Source organism: Halobacterium sp. R2-5 (assembly GCF_011734195.1).
Taxonomy (GTDB): domain Archaea; phylum Halobacteriota; class Halobacteria; order Halobacteriales; family Halobacteriaceae; genus Halobacterium.
The window spans coordinates 814,169-829,844 of sequence record NZ_JAANTH010000001.1; the positions used below are offsets into that span (position 1 = coordinate 814,169).

General features: G+C 69.0%; 14 protein-coding genes. 4 read left to right on the forward strand and 10 right to left on the reverse strand.

What is annotated here, in order from left to right:
• Positions 1 to 99: 99 nt before the first annotated feature.
• Positions 100 to 927, reverse strand: coding sequence for an aldo/keto reductase (locus G9C83_RS04340; protein WP_167244882.1), 828 nt, complete (start codon positions 925 to 927; stop codon positions 100 to 102).
• 52 nt (positions 928 to 979) lie between these two features.
• Entirely contained in the window at positions 980 to 2,215 is a 1,236-nt protein-coding gene (locus tag G9C83_RS04345) for a digeranylgeranylglycerophospholipid reductase (protein ID WP_167244883.1), read from the reverse strand.
• Between the two features lie 380 nt (positions 2,216 to 2,595).
• Here G9C83_RS04345 and G9C83_RS04350 point away from each other — a divergent pair, with 380 nt between their 5' ends.
• Entirely contained in the window at positions 2,596 to 3,015 is a 420-nt protein-coding gene (locus G9C83_RS04350; RefSeq protein WP_167244884.1) for a CBS domain-containing protein, read from the forward strand.
• 216 nt (positions 3,016 to 3,231) lie between these two features.
• On the opposite strand, the gene G9C83_RS04355 is transcribed toward G9C83_RS04350, so the two are convergent.
• Positions 3,232 to 4,101, reverse strand: coding sequence for a 2-oxoacid:ferredoxin oxidoreductase subunit beta (locus tag G9C83_RS04355; protein ID WP_167244885.1), 870 nt, complete (start codon positions 4,099 to 4,101; stop codon positions 3,232 to 3,234).
• 3 nt (positions 4,102 to 4,104) lie between these two features.
• Positions 4,105 to 5,847: a 2-oxoacid:acceptor oxidoreductase subunit alpha gene (locus tag G9C83_RS04360; RefSeq protein WP_167244886.1), complete on the reverse strand. Its 1,743-nt coding sequence runs from the start codon at positions 5,845 to 5,847 to the stop codon at positions 4,105 to 4,107.
• 255 nt (positions 5,848 to 6,102) lie between these two features.
• Between G9C83_RS04360 and G9C83_RS04365 the strand changes: the two genes are divergently transcribed.
• Both G9C83_RS04365 and G9C83_RS15985 read left to right on the forward strand, forming a co-directional pair.
• Complete coding sequence (locus G9C83_RS04365) at positions 6,103 to 6,744, forward strand: FAD-binding oxidoreductase (RefSeq protein WP_167244887.1); 642 nt, start codon at positions 6,103 to 6,105, stop codon at positions 6,742 to 6,744.
• A 112-nt stretch (positions 6,745 to 6,856) separates the two neighbouring features.
• Positions 6,857 to 7,375: an NUDIX domain-containing protein gene (locus G9C83_RS15985; RefSeq protein WP_167244888.1), complete on the forward strand. Its 519-nt coding sequence runs from the start codon at positions 6,857 to 6,859 to the stop codon at positions 7,373 to 7,375.
• On the opposite strand, the gene mce is transcribed toward G9C83_RS15985, so the two are convergent.
• The 6 genes from mce to G9C83_RS04400 all read right to left on the reverse strand — a co-directional run bounded on the left by mce (position 7,372) and on the right by G9C83_RS04400 (position 13,549).
• Positions 7,372 to 7,761: a methylmalonyl-CoA epimerase gene (gene mce, locus G9C83_RS04375; RefSeq protein WP_167244889.1), complete on the reverse strand. Its 390-nt coding sequence runs from the start codon at positions 7,759 to 7,761 to the stop codon at positions 7,372 to 7,374. The two genes, G9C83_RS15985 and mce, sit on opposite strands and share 4 nt — an antisense overlap.
• A gap of 46 nt (positions 7,762 to 7,807) precedes the next feature.
• Positions 7,808 to 8,764: an oxidoreductase gene (locus tag G9C83_RS04380; RefSeq protein ID WP_167244890.1), complete on the reverse strand. Its 957-nt coding sequence runs from the start codon at positions 8,762 to 8,764 to the stop codon at positions 7,808 to 7,810.
• Positions 8,765 to 8,822: 58 nt separating this feature from the next.
• Positions 8,823 to 10,508: a methylmalonyl-CoA mutase family protein gene (locus G9C83_RS04385; protein ID WP_167244891.1), complete on the reverse strand. Its 1,686-nt coding sequence runs from the start codon at positions 10,506 to 10,508 to the stop codon at positions 8,823 to 8,825.
• Between the two features lie 81 nt (positions 10,509 to 10,589).
• The gene (locus G9C83_RS04390; protein ID WP_167244892.1) at positions 10,590 to 11,171 is read right to left on the reverse strand and encodes a GNAT family N-acetyltransferase; all 582 of its coding nucleotides are present in this window, start codon (positions 11,169 to 11,171) and stop codon (positions 10,590 to 10,592) included.
• Positions 11,172 to 11,245: 74 nt separating this feature from the next.
• Entirely contained in the window at positions 11,246 to 12,307 is a 1,062-nt protein-coding gene (locus G9C83_RS04395; protein WP_167244893.1) for a zinc-dependent alcohol dehydrogenase family protein, read from the reverse strand.
• A gap of 60 nt (positions 12,308 to 12,367) precedes the next feature.
• Positions 12,368 to 13,549, reverse strand: coding sequence for an outer membrane lipoprotein carrier protein LolA (locus G9C83_RS04400; protein ID WP_167244894.1), 1,182 nt, complete (start codon positions 13,547 to 13,549; stop codon positions 12,368 to 12,370).
• Positions 13,550 to 13,656: 107 nt separating this feature from the next.
• Here G9C83_RS04400 and G9C83_RS04405 point away from each other — a divergent pair, with 107 nt between their 5' ends.
• Positions 13,657 to 15,669 (forward strand): AMP-binding protein, encoded by a 2,013-nt coding sequence (locus tag G9C83_RS04405; protein ID WP_167244895.1) that lies wholly within the window; start codon positions 13,657 to 13,659, stop codon positions 15,667 to 15,669.
• Positions 15,670 to 15,676 lie beyond the last annotated feature (7 nt).

Consider the following 15,676-nt stretch of genomic DNA (forward strand, 5'->3'; position numbering starts at 1 on the left):
CACTCGCGCGGTGAACGGCGCGCGAAGCGCGCCGATGCTTGCTGCTGTGGCTCCTCGTTTTCACCAAAGAACAGCCGGTTAGCCCAGTACTCGGTCAGCTCAGTTCCAGGGCGCGAAGCCGGGGTCGACCTGCCGGTCACGGCCGTCGATGCCGTCGATCTGCTCGACGTCCTCGTCGTCGAGGTCGACGTCGAGGCTCGCGAAGTTGTCCGTGATGTGGTCCTCGCCGGTGGCCTTCGGGATGGCGGTGACGCCCTTCTCGCGGACCCACGCGAGGCTGACCTGTGCCTCGCTGACGCCGTGCTTCTCGGCGACGTCCTGGATCTCGGGCTGCTCGAAGACGTCGCCGCGCGCGAGCGGCGAGTACGCGACGAGTTCGAGGTCCCGTCCCGCCGCGTACTCGCGGAGCTCCTCCTGGGGGAGCAGCGGGTGGAGCTCCACCTGGTTCGCGAACGGGTCCTCGCCGAGCACGTCGCGGGCTTCGTCGAGGTGCCGCGGCTCGAAGTTGCTCACGCCGATGCGGTCGACGAGGCCGTCCGCGCGGAGCTGCTGGAACGCCGACAGCGTCTCCTCAGCGTCGTACTCGCGGGCCGGCCAGTGGACGTACAGGAGGTCCACGGAGTCGACGCCGAGCTTCTCCAGGCTCTCCTCGGTCGTCGAAAGCACGTCGTCGTGCGCGAGGTTGTCGATCCAGACCTTCGTCGCGAGGAAGACGTCCTCGCGGGGGACGTCAGCTTCCGCGATGCCGCGCCCGACGGCCTCCTCGTTCCCGTACGCCTGCGCGGTGTCGATGTGGCGGTAGCCCGCTTCGAGTGCGGTGCGGACGCTCTCGGCGCACTGGTCGGCGTCGTCGTTCTGCCACGTGCCGAGGCCGAGCATCGGCATCTCGTTCGCGAGCGGTGCGCGTCGCTGCTCGTTCTGGGACATGGTCGAACGGACGCCTCCCGCGTGGTTAGGACTTTGGGCAGCGGCGAGCGCGTTACTCCGTGAGGCGCTGTTTCGCGAAGCGCGCGAGCAGCGGCAGGTCGTCGAAGTGAATGAGCTCCGAGACCCCGCGCAGGCCGCCCTGGTTGGCCTCGCTGAGCGTGTCCACGTCCATCGCGTTGAGGTCGCTCATGAGGCGGTCGTAGCGCTCGTTCGGCGCGAGGTAGAGCAGTTGGGTCATCGCGAGCCGGCGACGCATGTCGGGTGCGACGCGGTTCCGCCAGAGGTCGTCGTACGTCGACATCGACGCGGCGGACGTGTCCGTCTCCGTTCCCATCAGGCAGCGGTCGGCAGTGATGGCGGCCGCGCGCGCGGACTCCATGCCCTTGTGGATGCCCTCCCCCCACAGCGGGTCGATGGTCGGGACGGTGTCGCCGATGGCCATGAAGTTGTCCGTGCTGAAGCCGTCCGGCATCTGGATGTGCGCGGAGCCGCGGTGCTGCTGTTTGTCCGCGATGCGCTCGGCGTCCGCGAATCGCGGGTCGGTCTCCAGCCAGTGTTCGAGGTGGTCGTCGATGCTCATCGAGTCGTCGCCGAACTGCTGGTAGCGCTCGTTCTGGATGTAACAGAGCCCGACTTTCGCGGTGTCCCCGCCCGTGTGGAAGATCCACGAGTAGCCGCCGGGCGCGAGGTCGTGGTCGAGGCGCAGCATCATCGCGTTCCGCAGGTCTGCGAAGTCCGGGTGGTCGACGTCGACGCCCTCCATCTCCCACTCGATGCCGACCGCCTGGTGTTTCCGCTGGAGGTCGCAGACGTCGAGTTTCTTCGCGAGCGGCGCCGCCGGCCCCGTCGCGTCCACGACGATGTCGCCGTAGACCTCCTCGTCGCCGGCGTACTGCACGCCGACGATCTCGCCGTCCTCCATCACGGGGTTGTTCACGCGCGACCCGAAGCGGTACTCGACGCCGTGCTCGCGGCCCTCCGCGACGAGCCACTGCTTGAAGTCCGCGAACTCCAGGACGGCGCCCGGCTGGGTCTGCACGAAGTGTTCGTTCGGGGATTCGAGGACGACGTCGTCGGTGTACTGCATGACGACGTCGTCGGGAATCCCGAACGCGCCGGTCATCGACGCGAACGTGCCCGCCGTTGACTTGTTCGACTGGCGCGGGAACCCGTCCTCGGGCTCGGCCTCCAGGACGAGAACGTCGTAGTCCCGCTGGGCGAGGTCTCGCGCGCACTGTGCTCCTGCCGGGCCGGCGCCGGCGACGACGACGTCGTAGTGCTCAGACATGGCGTAGAGGGTCGGTGTCGGGGTGCGGCCGTCGGGCCGCGGTGGTCGCGCGGACGCGCCGCTGCGGGCGTCGGCTACCCGTCGTCGGCCGACCGTCTCGAACGGCCGCGTCGGCGTCCGTGCTCACTGTTACTCGACGTAATTCGCGTCGCAGGTAAAAAACACGCGGGAACGTTCCTGACGCCCGCGAAAGGGCGGAATACCCGGCGGACGGGTGCCGCCGGCGACTGCAGTGCGCGGCGTGGAACGGGAAGCGGCGTCGCCGCGGCCGCGCGTGGACGAACTACGGCCCCGAGGCGCCTACTGTCGCCGTTTCTTCTCGTCGGCCGGGAATCGTGATAACGAACTAACTGTTCTCGTACTGTAGGTCGAATCGCACCATGCCAGTAGACGACCTCGCCCGCAGTGACGTCGTCACTGCGGACACGGACACCCCAGTTGCGGAGTTAGCCTCGACGATGGCCGACGAAGGCGTCGGTAGCATCGTCGTCACGGACGGCGACGAACCCGTCGGTATCGTCACAGACCGCGACCTCACTGTGCGCGTGCTCGCCAGCGGCGACGACCCAGACGACCTCGTCGCCGAGGACGTCATGTCCGGTGACCTCGCGACTGTCGACACGCACGCGGGCTTCTACGAGGTCGCCGACCTGATGAGCGAGCACGGCGTGCGCCGCGTCCCGGTCGTCGAGGACGGCGACCTCGCCGGCATCATCACGTTCGACGACATCACCGAACTGCTCGGCGACGAACAACAGCACGTCGCAGACATCGTCCGCGCACAGCGCCCGCCGTACTGACGACGACCGAAGCATCGCTCTCGCGCACACCGATTTCCCCGGTCGTGGGTTCTCGTGAGCGCAGCGAACGAGAGCCCGTCAGAGCGAAGCTCTGACGGTGGCCCGACGGCGCTTGTTAGCGTAGCTTTTTGCCAGCCGAGCGGGACCAACGGTCCAGTTGGCCGTGAGCAGAGAGCGAGGGCGCGTCAGCGCCCGAGTGAGCGCAGCAAAACGGGACTAGTAGAACTCTCGAACGAGGTCCGTCGCGCCGTCGGGGGCGCCGTCGGGAATCTCGGCCATGTTCTCGGTGACGCCGTGGGCTTCGTGGTACGGCGTGGAGTTCTCGTCCTGGTAGAGGACGCCCATGTACTCCTTGTCGGCGTCGAGGATGGCGTCCTTGGCCTGGTCGTAGTCGTGGCGGTCGTAGTCGTCTTCCTCGGAGAGGTCGACGAGGCTGTCGCGGAAGTAGTCGTAGGTGTCGACGTCGTTGAACGTGACACACGGGCTGAACGTGTTGACGAGGCTGAAACCGTCGTGTTCGATGGCCTCCTGGACGATCTCGGTGTGGCGCATCGCGTCAGAGGAGAAGCTCTGGGCGATGAACGACCCGCCGGCGGACATCGCGAGCGCGAGCGGGTTGACCGGCGGCTGCTTCGGGCCCTCCGGAGTGGTGGAGGTCTCGAAGTCGGGCCGGCTGGTCGGCGAGGCCTGGCCCTTGGTGAGGCCGTAGATGCGGTTGTCCATGACGACGTACGTGATGTCGACGTTCCGGCGAACGGCGTGGATGAAGTGGCCCACGCCGATGGAGTAGCCGTCGCCGTCGCCGCCCGCGACCATCACTTCGAGGTCGGGGTTGGCGAGCTTCGCGCCGGTGCCGACCGGGAGCGCGCGGCCGTGGACGCCGTGGAGGGCGTACGACCGCATGTACGTCCCGATCTTGCCGGAGCAGCCGATGCCCGCGACGACGAACGTCTCGTCGGGGCTGTTGCCGGTCTCGGCGAGCGCTTTCATCATGCCGTTCATGGTGCCGAAGTCGCCGCATCCCGGACACCACGTCGGCTGTTTGTCGGACTTGAAGTCGGTGAATCGGACGTTCTCTGAGCTCATTGGTTAGGCCTCCAGGGTCTGCTTGATTTCGTCGGCGAGTTCGTCGGCCTTGAAGTCGACGCCGTCGTACTTGTTGATGCGTTCGACGCGTTCGAGCGTGTCGTGTTCGACGACGTCGGCGAACTGGCCGGTGGCGTTCGCTTCGACGACGACCACGTTCTCGGCGGACTGGACGTCCGCGGTGAGGTCGGGCCGCGGGAAGATGTAGGGGACGGAGAGGACGCGGACGTCCACGTCGTCGAGGTAGCCGAGCGCTTCGACGATGGTCCCTTCGTTCGACCCCCAGGAGATGACGAGGTTGTCGGCGTCGCCGTCGCCGAACTCGCGGTAGTCGAAGTCCTCGCGTTCCTCGGCGGTCTCGACTTTCCGGTTGCGCTTGTCGACCTGTTCGACACGGACCTCGGTGTCCTCGGTGCGGCGCCCGAGCTCGTCGTGCTCGAGACCGGTGGACATGTGGACGCCGCCCTCGGTGCCGGGGACCGCACGCGGGCTGATGCCGTCGGCGGTGGCGGCGTGGGGCTTGAACTGGTCTTTCTCGTTCTGCCACGCGGAGATGTCGTCCTCGTCGACGAGCTTCCCGCGGTCGATTTCGACCTCGTCCATGTCGAACTCCTCGGGCTCGTAGGTGCGTTCGGTGACCGCCAGGGAGAGGTCGGCCGTGAGGTACACCGGGACCTGGTACTTCTCGGCGAGGTTGAACGCCTCGACGGTCTTGTGGAAGCACTCCGCGACGGACGTGGGAGCGAGGACGAACCGCGGCACTTCGCCGTGGCCGCCGTACAGCATCATGTTGAGGTCGCCCTGCTCCTGCTTGGTCGGCATCCCCGTGGAGGGGCCCGAGCGCATGACGTTCGTGATGACCAGCGGCGTCTCGCTGGTGGCGACGAGGCCGAACGTCTCGCTCATCAGGTCGATGCCGGGGCCGGAGGTCGCGGTCATCGCGCGAGCGCCGGCGCGGGCGGCGCCGAGCGCCATGTTGATGGCCGCGAGCTCGTCCTCGGCCTGGACGACGTGGCCGCCGAACTGCTCGATGCGGCCGGTGAGGTACTCCATCACGTCGGTCGCGGGCGTGATGGGGTAGCCGGAGTAGAACCGGCAGCCGCCGGCGATGGCGCCCATGCCGATGGCCTCGTCGCCGTTCAGCAGGACGTAGTCGCTGTCCGTGGTCTCCAGCTCGTAGGGCGTGGAGACGTCGTCGTACTCGTCTTCGACGTACTCGAAGCCGAGCCGGGCGGCCTCCTTGTTGTTCTCGACGATGCTCTCGCCCTTGTCGCCGAAGCGCTTCTCCAGGGACTCGTCGAGGTTCTCGATGGGGAACTCGGTGACCGCGCAGACGGCGCCGAGCGCGACGATGTTGCGCATGATGGCGCCGCCGGCGTCCTCGGCCAGCGACTTCAGCGGGACGTCGAGGCCGACGGTGTCGTCGGGCGCCTCGAAGTCCGAGAACTCGGTGCGGTCGCCGTCGTAGATGATGACGGACTCGTCGTGGAGCTCGTCGATGTTCTCGTCGACGGTTCGTTCGGTGAGTGCGATGAGAACGTCGAGTCGGTCGACGACGCTCTGCACCTCGTCGACGGACGTTCGCACCTTGTAGGCGGTGTAGCCGCCGCGGATACGGGACGCGAAGTCCTTCGACGTGAAGACGTGGCGACCCGCGCGGGACAGCGCCTGCGCGAAGATTTTCCCGGTGGACGCGATTCCATCGCCGGCTTCGCCGCCGATGGCCCAGTTCAGGTCGTCGTGCATGTGACTGTGGGTAGCCGTGCCGCCCGCAAAAAGCCTTCTGAAGGCGTTGGGCCGGCCGAAACGGCGGATTCTCGCCCTGAGAGCGGCAGAACTGTGCATACGTCCATGACAGTCTCCTGTCCCGTGACGGACGATGGTTCCACGCGCGCGTTACGCCCGCGTGTCTACCGCGATTTTTGCGAGCGCACGTGTGTGATTCAGTATCACTCGACCGCGGAAGCGAATCCATTTGGGTGCCGGTCTCGAATCCCGGGTATGGACGAGACAGCAGTGACGGTGCGGGCGGTCCGCGACGTCGGCGCGGACACGGTCGCGGTGACCTTCGACAGCCCGTCCGGGTTCGCGGCCGAACCCGGCCAGTTCGTGCAGGTGTTCGGCGAGTTCGAGGGCGAGCGCGAGGGCCGGTTCTACACGCTCTCCTCGCCGGACGTCGCGGAGACGTTCGAGGTGACGGTCGCGGTCGACCCCGAGGGCACGCTCGGGCCGTGGCTCGCGGCTCGCGAGGAGGGCGACGAGGTCGTCGTCTCGGGGCCGTTCGGCGACGACTTCTACGAGGGCGAGGACGCCGTCGTCGTGCTCGCCGGCGGCCCCGGCGTCGGTCCGGCCGTCGCGGTCGGCGAGCGCGCGCTCGCGGACGGCGCGGACGTCACGGTCGTCTACCAGGACGACCAGCCCGTCCACGAGGACCGCCTCGCGGCGCTGTCGAAGGCCGGCGCGCGCGTCGTCGTCGTCGCCGAGGACGTCGGCGGCGCGGTCCGGTCGCTGACGGGCCCGACCGGCAGCGTGCCGTTCGTCTACGGCTTCTCGGAGTTCTGCGAGGACGCCATCGAGGCGCTGGAGGCCGCCGGCTTCGACACGGACGCCGCGAAGGTCGAGAGCTTCGGGCCGGCACCGTAGCCCGGCGACGCTCCTCGCGGGGTCGTGTTCGACCGGCTACGACCCCGCGAGCGGGCGGCAGCGCTTCCTGGAAGCCAAACGAACTAAACGGGAGGGTTTCTAGAGTCGTCCCGTGTCGTCGCCTAGCGGTCGGGACCGAGTCCGGCAGCGGCTCGCCGGTCTCGAACGGGACTACGGGGAATTCGCCGTCGTCGAGGAGGAGACGGTGGTTCCGCGTCCAGTCTACACGGACTGTCTGCAGGCGGCCGAGGCGGGGTCGCTGGGGGGCGCGCGCGTCGTCGTCCGGCGCGACGACGAGGTGTTGCTCGTTCGCTACCGCGACCAGCCCGAGGCGTGGGACTTCCCCGGCGGGTCGACCGAGCGCGGCGAGACCCACGCCGACACTGCGGCGTTCCGCGTACACGACGACGTCGGGCTGGCGTGCACGCTGACGGGCGTCGAGCGCGCAATCGAGCAGTCGTTCGCGCTCGTCGAGGGCGGGGACGGCGTCACTGGCCTGTGGGTGTTCTTCGAGGCGGAGGCCGACGGCGAGGCGGTTTCGCTGTCCGAGGACGTGCTGGAGGCGCGGTGGTTCGACGCGGCGGACCCGCCCGAGGCTATCGGGCCGCACACTCGCGCGATTCTCGGCTAGTGCTGAACGAACTCCACGAGCGCGCCGCCCGTGTCGCGCGGGTGGAGGAACGCGATGTCGTGGCCCCACGCGCCCTCGCGGGGCTCCTCGTCGATTAGCTCGACACCCGCCTCCCGGGCGGTGTCGAGTGCTGCTTCGATGTCCTCGGTCGCGAGCGCGACGTGGTGGATACCCGAGCCCTCGCGGTCGAGGTACCCGCCGATGTCGGTGTCCTCCTGCACTGGTTCGACGAGCTCGAAGTAGCTGCCCTCGCCGAGTTCGAGGAACACGAACCGGAGACCGTCGAAGGACTCCTCGTGGACGGCCGGCGCGTCGAACAGCGTCCCGTACAGTTCCGCGAGGCCGTCCGCGTCGTCGGTCACGACGCCGATGTGGTCGACGTGCATGCGGGAACGTCGCCCTCGGCCGACTATCAAGCCACCGGCGCGCTCGTCAGCTCCTGTCGGGCGCGGGCAGGTCGAGGGCGACGCCGGTGAGCTCCTCGGAGACCGACCAGAGGCGGCGCGCGGTCGCCTCGTCCCGCGAGCGCTCGCTGGACGCCTGCTCCTCGGGGTGGCCGCGAGCGTTCAGCAGGCCGCCCGGCCCGACGTACTCGCCGCCGTCGACCGACGGGTGCGTGGCGGCGTACAGCAGCGGCCACGCGCCTGCTTCCGCGCTCTGCGCGAGCACGGCGTTGACGGCCTTCATCGCGAGCAGGCGCAGCCGCGACCCGGACTGCTGGGGGCCGCGGAGCTGGAGGTTCGTGGCGGCGAACCCGGGGTGGCAGGCGACGCTGGTGACGCTCGCGTCCGCGGCGCGCAGCCGCCGGTCGAGCTCGTACGCGAACAGCACGTTCGCGAGCTTCGACTGGCCGTAGGCCGCCCACTTGTCGTACTCTGACTCGTGCTGGAGGTCGTCGAAGTCGATCTCGCCGCTCTCGTGGGCCATGCTGGACTGCGTGACGACGCGGGTCCGTCCGCTCGTCTGCCGCAGGACATCCAGCAGCCGGCCGGTGAGCGCGAAGTGCCCGAGGTGGTTGACGCCGAACTGCGTCTCGAAGCCGTCCGCGGTCTCCGAGCGCGGAATCGCCATCACGCCCGCGTTGTTCGCGAGCACGTCCAGGGAGTCGTAGGTCGTCTCGTACCAGTCCGCGAACGCCGCCACCGAGTCGAGGTCCGCGAGGTCGAGTTCGCGGACGGTCAGGGACGCGCCCGGGTACTCGGCTTCGATCTCGCGTTTCGCGTCCCGGCCGCGCTCGACGCTCCGGCACGCCATCACGACGTGCGCGCCGTGGGCCGCGAGCGCTCTCGTCGCTTCGAGGCCGATGCCGCTGTTCGCGCCCGTCACGACGACGTTCCGGCCGGCCTGCGAGTCCATGTCGTCGGCGGTCCAGCCGCTGTCGTCGAACATGTGTTCGACACGACGCGCGAGCCCCATAATACGGCGTGTCGCGGCGAGGGCGACCGCCTCAGAGCGCGGCGCCGGGCTGGTGTTCGCCGAACACGTCCCGGAGCGCGTTACAGATCTCGCCGACGCTCGCGTACGCCTTCACCGCCGTCACGATGTACGGCATCAGGTTCTCGTCGCCCTCGGCGGCGTCTTTGAGGTCTGCGAGCGCCTCTTCGACGGCGGCCTCGTCGCGGTCGTCCTTCACGGACTCGACCTGCTCGACTTTCCGGCGCTCGTCCTCCTCCGTGACCTCCTCGATGTCGACCTCGGGCTCGTCGTCCTCGACCTGGAACTCGTTGACGCCGACGATGACGCGCTCGCCCTCCTCGATCTCCTGCTGGCGCTCGAACGCCACGTCCTGAATCTGGCGCTGCACCCACTGGTCCTCGACTGCCTGCCGCATCCCGCCGCGCTGCTCGACCTCGTCGAGAATCCCGCGGGCCTCTTCCTCGACGTCGTCGGTGAGGCTCTCGACGTAGTAGCTGCCTGCGAGCGGGTCGATGGTGTCCGCCGCGCCGGACTCGTGGGCGAGAATCTGCTGGGTTCGCAGCGCGGTCCGGACGGACTCCTCGGTCGGAATCGAGAGCGCCTCGTCCTTCCCGTTCGTGTGGAGGCTCTGCGTGCCGCCCAGGACTGCGGCCATCGCCTGGTACGCCACGCGCACGATGTTGTTGTCGATCTGCTGGGCGGTCAGCGTCGACCCCGCGGTCTGCGTGTGGAACTTCAGCTGCTTGCTCTTGGGGTTCTCCGCGCCGAAGCGCTCCTCCATAATCTTCGCCCACATCCGGCGGGCGGCGCGGAACTTCGCGACCTCCTCGAAGACGTTGTTGTGGGCGTTGAAGAAGAAGGAGAGCTGGGGCGCGAACTCGTCGACGTCCAGCCCCGCGTCGAGAGCGGTCTCGACGTACTCGATGCCGTCGCCGAGCGTGAACGCCACCTCCTGGGCAGCCGTCGCGCCCGCCTCGCGGATGTGGTAGCCCGAGATCGAGATGGTGTTGAACTTCGGCGTCTCCGCCGCGCAGAACTCGAAGATGTCCGTGATGATGCGCATCGACGGCTCCGGCGGGAAGATGTACGTGTTCCGCGCGATGTACTCCTTGAGGATGTCGTTCTGGATGGTCCCCCGCAGCTCCTCGCGGGGGACGCCCTGCTGGTCGCCGACCGCGATGTACATCGCGAGCAGGACCGCGGCGGGCGCGTTGATGGTCATCGACGTGGACACTTCGTCCAGCGGGATGCCGTCGAAGACCTTCTCGAAGTCGCGGAGCGTGTCGATGGCGACCCCGGACTTCCCCACCTCCCCCTGTGCCATCGCGGCGTCGGAGTCGTAGCCCATCTGGGTCGGCAGGTCGAACGCCATCGACAGCCCGGTCTGGCCCTCGTCGAGGAGGTAGTGGAAGCGCTCGTTGGTCTCCTCGGGAGTGCCGAAGCCCGCGTACTGGCGCATCGTCCACAGGCGCCCGCGGTACATCGTCGGGTAGACGCCGCGCGTGTACGGTTCCTCGCCGGGGAACCCGAGGTCCTCGGTGTAGTCGAGGTCCGCGACGTCCTCCGGGGTGTAGAGGGGGTCGACGGACTGCCCGCCGGTGTCCGTCTCGAACGCCTCCTTTCGCTCACCGAAGCGGTCGAGGGTCGGCGAGAGGGAGTCCTCGTCCCAGTCCTCGCGGGCCTCGCGGATCTCCGCGAGGTCCTCGTCGTCGAACATGACTGGACGGACGCGGGACTGCGCCTTAACGTTTGTACGTTCCCGCGGAGGAACGCCGCCGGCGGCGACTGCCTCGACTCGTCACCCGCCCGTGTCGTACTTGTACGTCGCCGAGTCCGGGTCGATGCCGAAGTCCTCCGCGGACTCCTCGGGCTCGGTGTCCTCGTCGTCGTCGCTCTCGTCGGCGGTGAAGCGCTCCACGAGGCGCTCGGGGATGTCGAAGTCGGCGAAGTCGAGGAAGACGGGGACGGCGTCGGGCTGGTACTCCCGGGTGGCGTCGAGGCGGTCCGGGAGCGGCTCGGGGAGCTCCTCGGCGTCCACGCGCTCGAAGCCGAACTGCGCGAGGTACTCCGGCTCGTCGGTGAGCGCGTACGCCGCCTCGAGCCCCTGTTCGCGGGCGTCCTCCACCAAGTACTCGAGGAGGTGCGCGCCCACGCCGCGGCCGCGCCAGTCCTCCCGCACGCCGATGTTCGTGAACTCGCAGACGCCGTCGCCGTCGCCCGAGTGGACGCGGAGGCGCGCGAACCCCGCGCGCTCGTTGGTCTCGCCGTCGATGGCCAGCACGTAGTCCCGCGACCGGAACGCCGGGTCCTCGAACCCGAACTCGTCGAGGCGGTCGAGCAACCACACCTCCTCGTGTTTCTTCGCGTCGCGGGCGTACATACCCGTACCGTTGCACGGGGGGCCGGAAAAGCGTTTGCGGACTGCCCGATTCGAGCCGCGAGGGGGCGTCGCTCTCAGAAGCTGTCCACGACGGGGATGCCCGAGGTCTCGAAGTCGCTCATGCGTTCGAGCTGTTCCGAGACGCCGGCGAGGTCGACGGTCTCGGAGACCACGCGTCCGGGATCGAGCTTCCCGGCTTCGACCATGCTGAACAGCTCGCCGTAGTCGGAGGGCGCCATCCCGTACGACCCGTAGAACTCGATCTCTTCGAGGACCATCGCGTCCGTCGGCAGCGATATCTCGCCGCGCTCCTCGCTGGTCGTCAGCCCGATCTGGACGTGCTGGCCGCGCGTGCCGAGGCTCCGAATCGCGTTCCGGCAGGTCTCCGCGACGCCGAGCGCGTCCACGGAGACGTCCGCGCCGCCGTCCGTGATATCGATTACTTCCCCGGGCACGTCCTCGACGTCGCTGGCGTTCACCGTGGTCTCGGCGCCGAGGTCGCGGGCGTGGTCGAGCGCGTCCTCGTCGAGGTCGACGGCGACGACGCGGCCGCCGAGCGCGTCCGCGACGTGGACCGCGGAGAGCCCGACGCCGCCGCAGCCGTGGACGGCGACCCAGTCGCCGGGCGCGAGGTCCGCGCGGTGGGCGACGCCGTGGAACGCGGTGGTGAACCGGCAGCCCAGCCCCGCCATCTCGGTGGCGTCGACGCCGTCGGGGAGCGCGATGGCGTTGTGGTCGGCGTACGGCACCGCGAACTCCTCGGCGAACGCGCCCTGCGCGATGGGCGTGAACCCGAGCGGGACGCCGTTCTCGCAGACGTTCCCGCGACCCTGGCGGCAGTGGGGGCACGTGCCGTCGCCGAGCGTGAACGGCACCGCAACTCGGTCGCCTTCGCTGACCGAACTCACGTCCTCGCCGACCTCGACGACGGTGCCGGCGGGCTCGTGGCCGAGAATCTGGCCGGTCGGGGACTGCGCGCCGAGCCAGTCCCAGTCGCCCTGCCAGGCGTGCCAGTCGCTCCGGCAGATGCCGCAGGCCTCCGTCTCCACGACGACGCCGGTCGGGTCTGGCTCGGGCCTGTCGACGTCGCGAATCGAGAGCGGTTCGCCGTATGCGTCGAGGACTGCTGCTCGCATAGCAGCCCGTTCGCGTCACTCACAGTAAATGTTTGGTACGAGTTCGCACACGACGTGGGGCTACTCGCAGCCGGCCGACCGCGCGAACTCCACGAGGAGCGACGCCGGGACGCCCTGCCCGCGGACCGTGTACCGGTACTCGCCGCAGTTCCACGACACCGACGTCGTCGGGCCGTACGTCACCGCGCCCTCGCGGTCGCCGATGGCGACCGTCTCGTCGCCGCTCGCCGGGAACGTCCGGTCGTACTTCGCGAGCGTGACCCGCGCGGTCTCGTTGACGTACCGCAGCCCGACGCCGTGGACGTCGCCGGTCGTCTCGGAGGCGTACGTCAGCCGGAACGACGGCGGCACGTCGGGCGACGGTACGGAGACGTCCGTCGCCTCGCGGAGCGCGCCGACGCTCTCGTAGGCGGTCGTCTCGGGCGTCTCCACGCGCTCGACGGTGGTGTTCCCGGACGGGGCGAATTCGAAGGCGCCCTCGTCGAGGTCGGGGTTCACGGAGACGTTCGAGTACGTTCTCGTCACGGAGACCGGTACGCCGTCGTCGACCCACTCGGTTTGCTGTTTCAGCACGACGAAGTGCTCGGTGTCCACCCACAGCGTCTGCTCGTAGTTCGCGCTGTCGTCCTGCGAGGTCACGCGGAGGACGTACGCCTCGCGGCCGTCGACGCGCTCGGTGCCGTCGTACTCCGCGCCGACCGTCGCGTCCGCGGAGGCGTTCGGTCCGCCGGCGACCCCGGGGACGACGGGCAGCGGCTCGATTTCCGGACTGGACGCCTGCTCGGCCGCCGACCGCTGCGTGACGTTCAACGCGGTGAACAGCCGCTCGACTCGCTCGCCGCGGGCGACCCCGTCCCCGGGCATCTCCGAGAGCGGCACGCGCTTCGCGACGTCGTCGCCGCTGTCGTACATCCACATCACGGACCCGTTCGACACCGTCAGGTCGTATCCGGTCTCGCCGGTGACGACGTGCTCGCGGCGCTGCTCGGTTCCGGGGCGGAAGGCGACGTCGGCGACGGTCCGCGTAGTCTCCCCGCCGCGCCGGACGACGCGCGTCTCGGTCGCGGTCACGCCGTCGACGTCGGCGTGCCTGTCGGCGGCGTCCGTGCCGATGGGCCGGCTGGTCGCCTCCGGCGCGGCCACGAGCCAGAGCGCGCCGGCGACTAGGACGGCCGCGACGACGGCCACCACCACGACAGTCGTCACGCCCGCGCGGTCCGCAGAACGACCGCTCGGCGGCATGTATTGACGGAAGCCAGAACTGGCGTTTCTATAACCCTTCCGGTGTCGCAGCCGACACAGGCAAAAACTGCGAAACACCTTTGCCGGGACCGACAGAGGACCAACACATGGACACCCTCGACGAAGTCGACGAAGTCGTTCACAGGCCCTCCGAGGAGTTCGTCGAGTCCACGAACGTCTGGCAGTTCATGCAGGCGTACGACATCGGCGACTACGACGAGCTCGTCGAGCGCACCACCTCGGACCTCGACTGGTTCTGGGGCGAGCTCCCCGACTACCTCGGCCTGGAGTTCTACGAGGGCTTCGACGAGGTTCGGGACGAGCGCGGGGTGCGACGCGCCCCGGAAGGAGCGAGCGGCGCAGCCGCGAGCCGCGACGGCCCGCAGTTCACGGAGTGGTACCCGGGCGCGGAGCTCAACGTCGCGCACAACACCGTCGACCGTCACGCGCGCGTCGACTCCGGGACGCGGAACCACGTCGCCTGCATCTGGGAGGGCGAGGACGGCGAGGTCCGCCAGCAGACCTACCACGACCTCCACCGGCAGGCCAACAGGGTCGCGAACGCGCTGACCGAGCGCGGCGTCGGCGAGGGCGACACGGTCGCCCTCTACATGCCGATGGTGCCCGAGGTCCAGAGCATCCTCTACGGCGTCTTCAAGGTCGGCGCCGTCGCCGTCCCCATCTTCTCGGGGTTCGGCGTCGACGCCACCGCCACCCGCATCGCGGACGCCGAGTGCTCGGTGCTGTTCACGGGCGACGGCTTCTACCGCCGCGGCGACGAAATCACGCTCAAGGAGACCGCCGACGAGGCCGTCGAGCAGGCCGGCCACGTCGAGCACACCATCGTCTACGATAGACTAGGGGCGGATATCCCGTGGGACGACGACCGTGACGAATGGTGGAGTGACGCCGTCGCGACGCGGGACGACGGCTTCGAGACGCGCGCGATGGACGCCAGCGACCCCTGCATGCTCCTCTATTCGTCGGGGACGACGGGGAAGCCGAAGGGAATCGTGCACACGCACGCCGGCACGCTCGTCCAGCCCGCCAAAGAGATCCACTTCGGGTTCGACCGGAAGCCCGGCGACCGCTTCTTCTGGGTGAGCGACATCGGCTGGATGATGGGGCCGTGGACGCTCGTCGGCAACCACGCGTTCGGCGGCACCATCGTGATGTACGAGGGCGCGCCCGACCACCCCGAACCCGATCGCTTCTGGGAGATGATCGACCGCCACGGCGTCACCCAGTTCGGCATCTCCCCGACCGCGATTCGCGCGCTCCGGAAATATGGAGACGACTGGCTCGAGGGCCACGACCTCTCCAGCCTGCGCCTGCTCGGCTCCACGGGCGAGCCGTGGGACCCCGAGAGCTGGCTGTGGTTCTACGAGCACGTCGGCGGCGGCGAAGCTCCGATCATCAACATCTCCGGGGGCACCGAGGTGTTCGGCTGCTTCCTGATGCCGATGCCCATCCAGTCGCTGAAGCCCTGTACCCTGGGCGGTCCCGGCCTCGGCATGGACATCGACGTCGTCGACGAGGACGGCAACTCCGTCAGGGACGAACACGAGCGCGGCTACCTCGTCGCGCGCTCCTCGAACCCCGCGATGACCAAGAGCCTCTGGAGCGGCGACGAGCGCTACCTCGCGGAGTACTGGTCGCGCTTCGAGGACGTCTGGAACCACGGCGACTGGGCGCAGGTCGACGAGGACGGCTTCTGGTTCCTGCACGGCCGCGCGGACGACGCTATCAACGTCGCCGGGCGGAAGGTCGGCCCCGCCGAGGTGGAGGGCGCGCTCATCGACCACGACGCCGTCAATCAGGCCGCCGCGGTCGGCGTCCCCGACGACACCACCGGGGAGGCCGTCGTCGCGTACGTGATTCTGGAGGACGGCGTCAGCCCGAGCGAGGACCTCCGCGCCGGCCTCCGCGAGCAGGTCGGCGCCGAACTCGGGAAGCCGTTCCGCCCGCGCGAGGTGTTGTTCGTCGACGAGTTCCCGAAGACGCAGTCCGGGAAGATCGTCCGCCGCGCCATCGAAGGCGCGTACACGGGCGAGGACGTCGGCGACCGCTCCAGCATCGAGAACCCCGAAGCCATCGAGGCGCTCGGGGACGCGCGGTAGGGCCGCC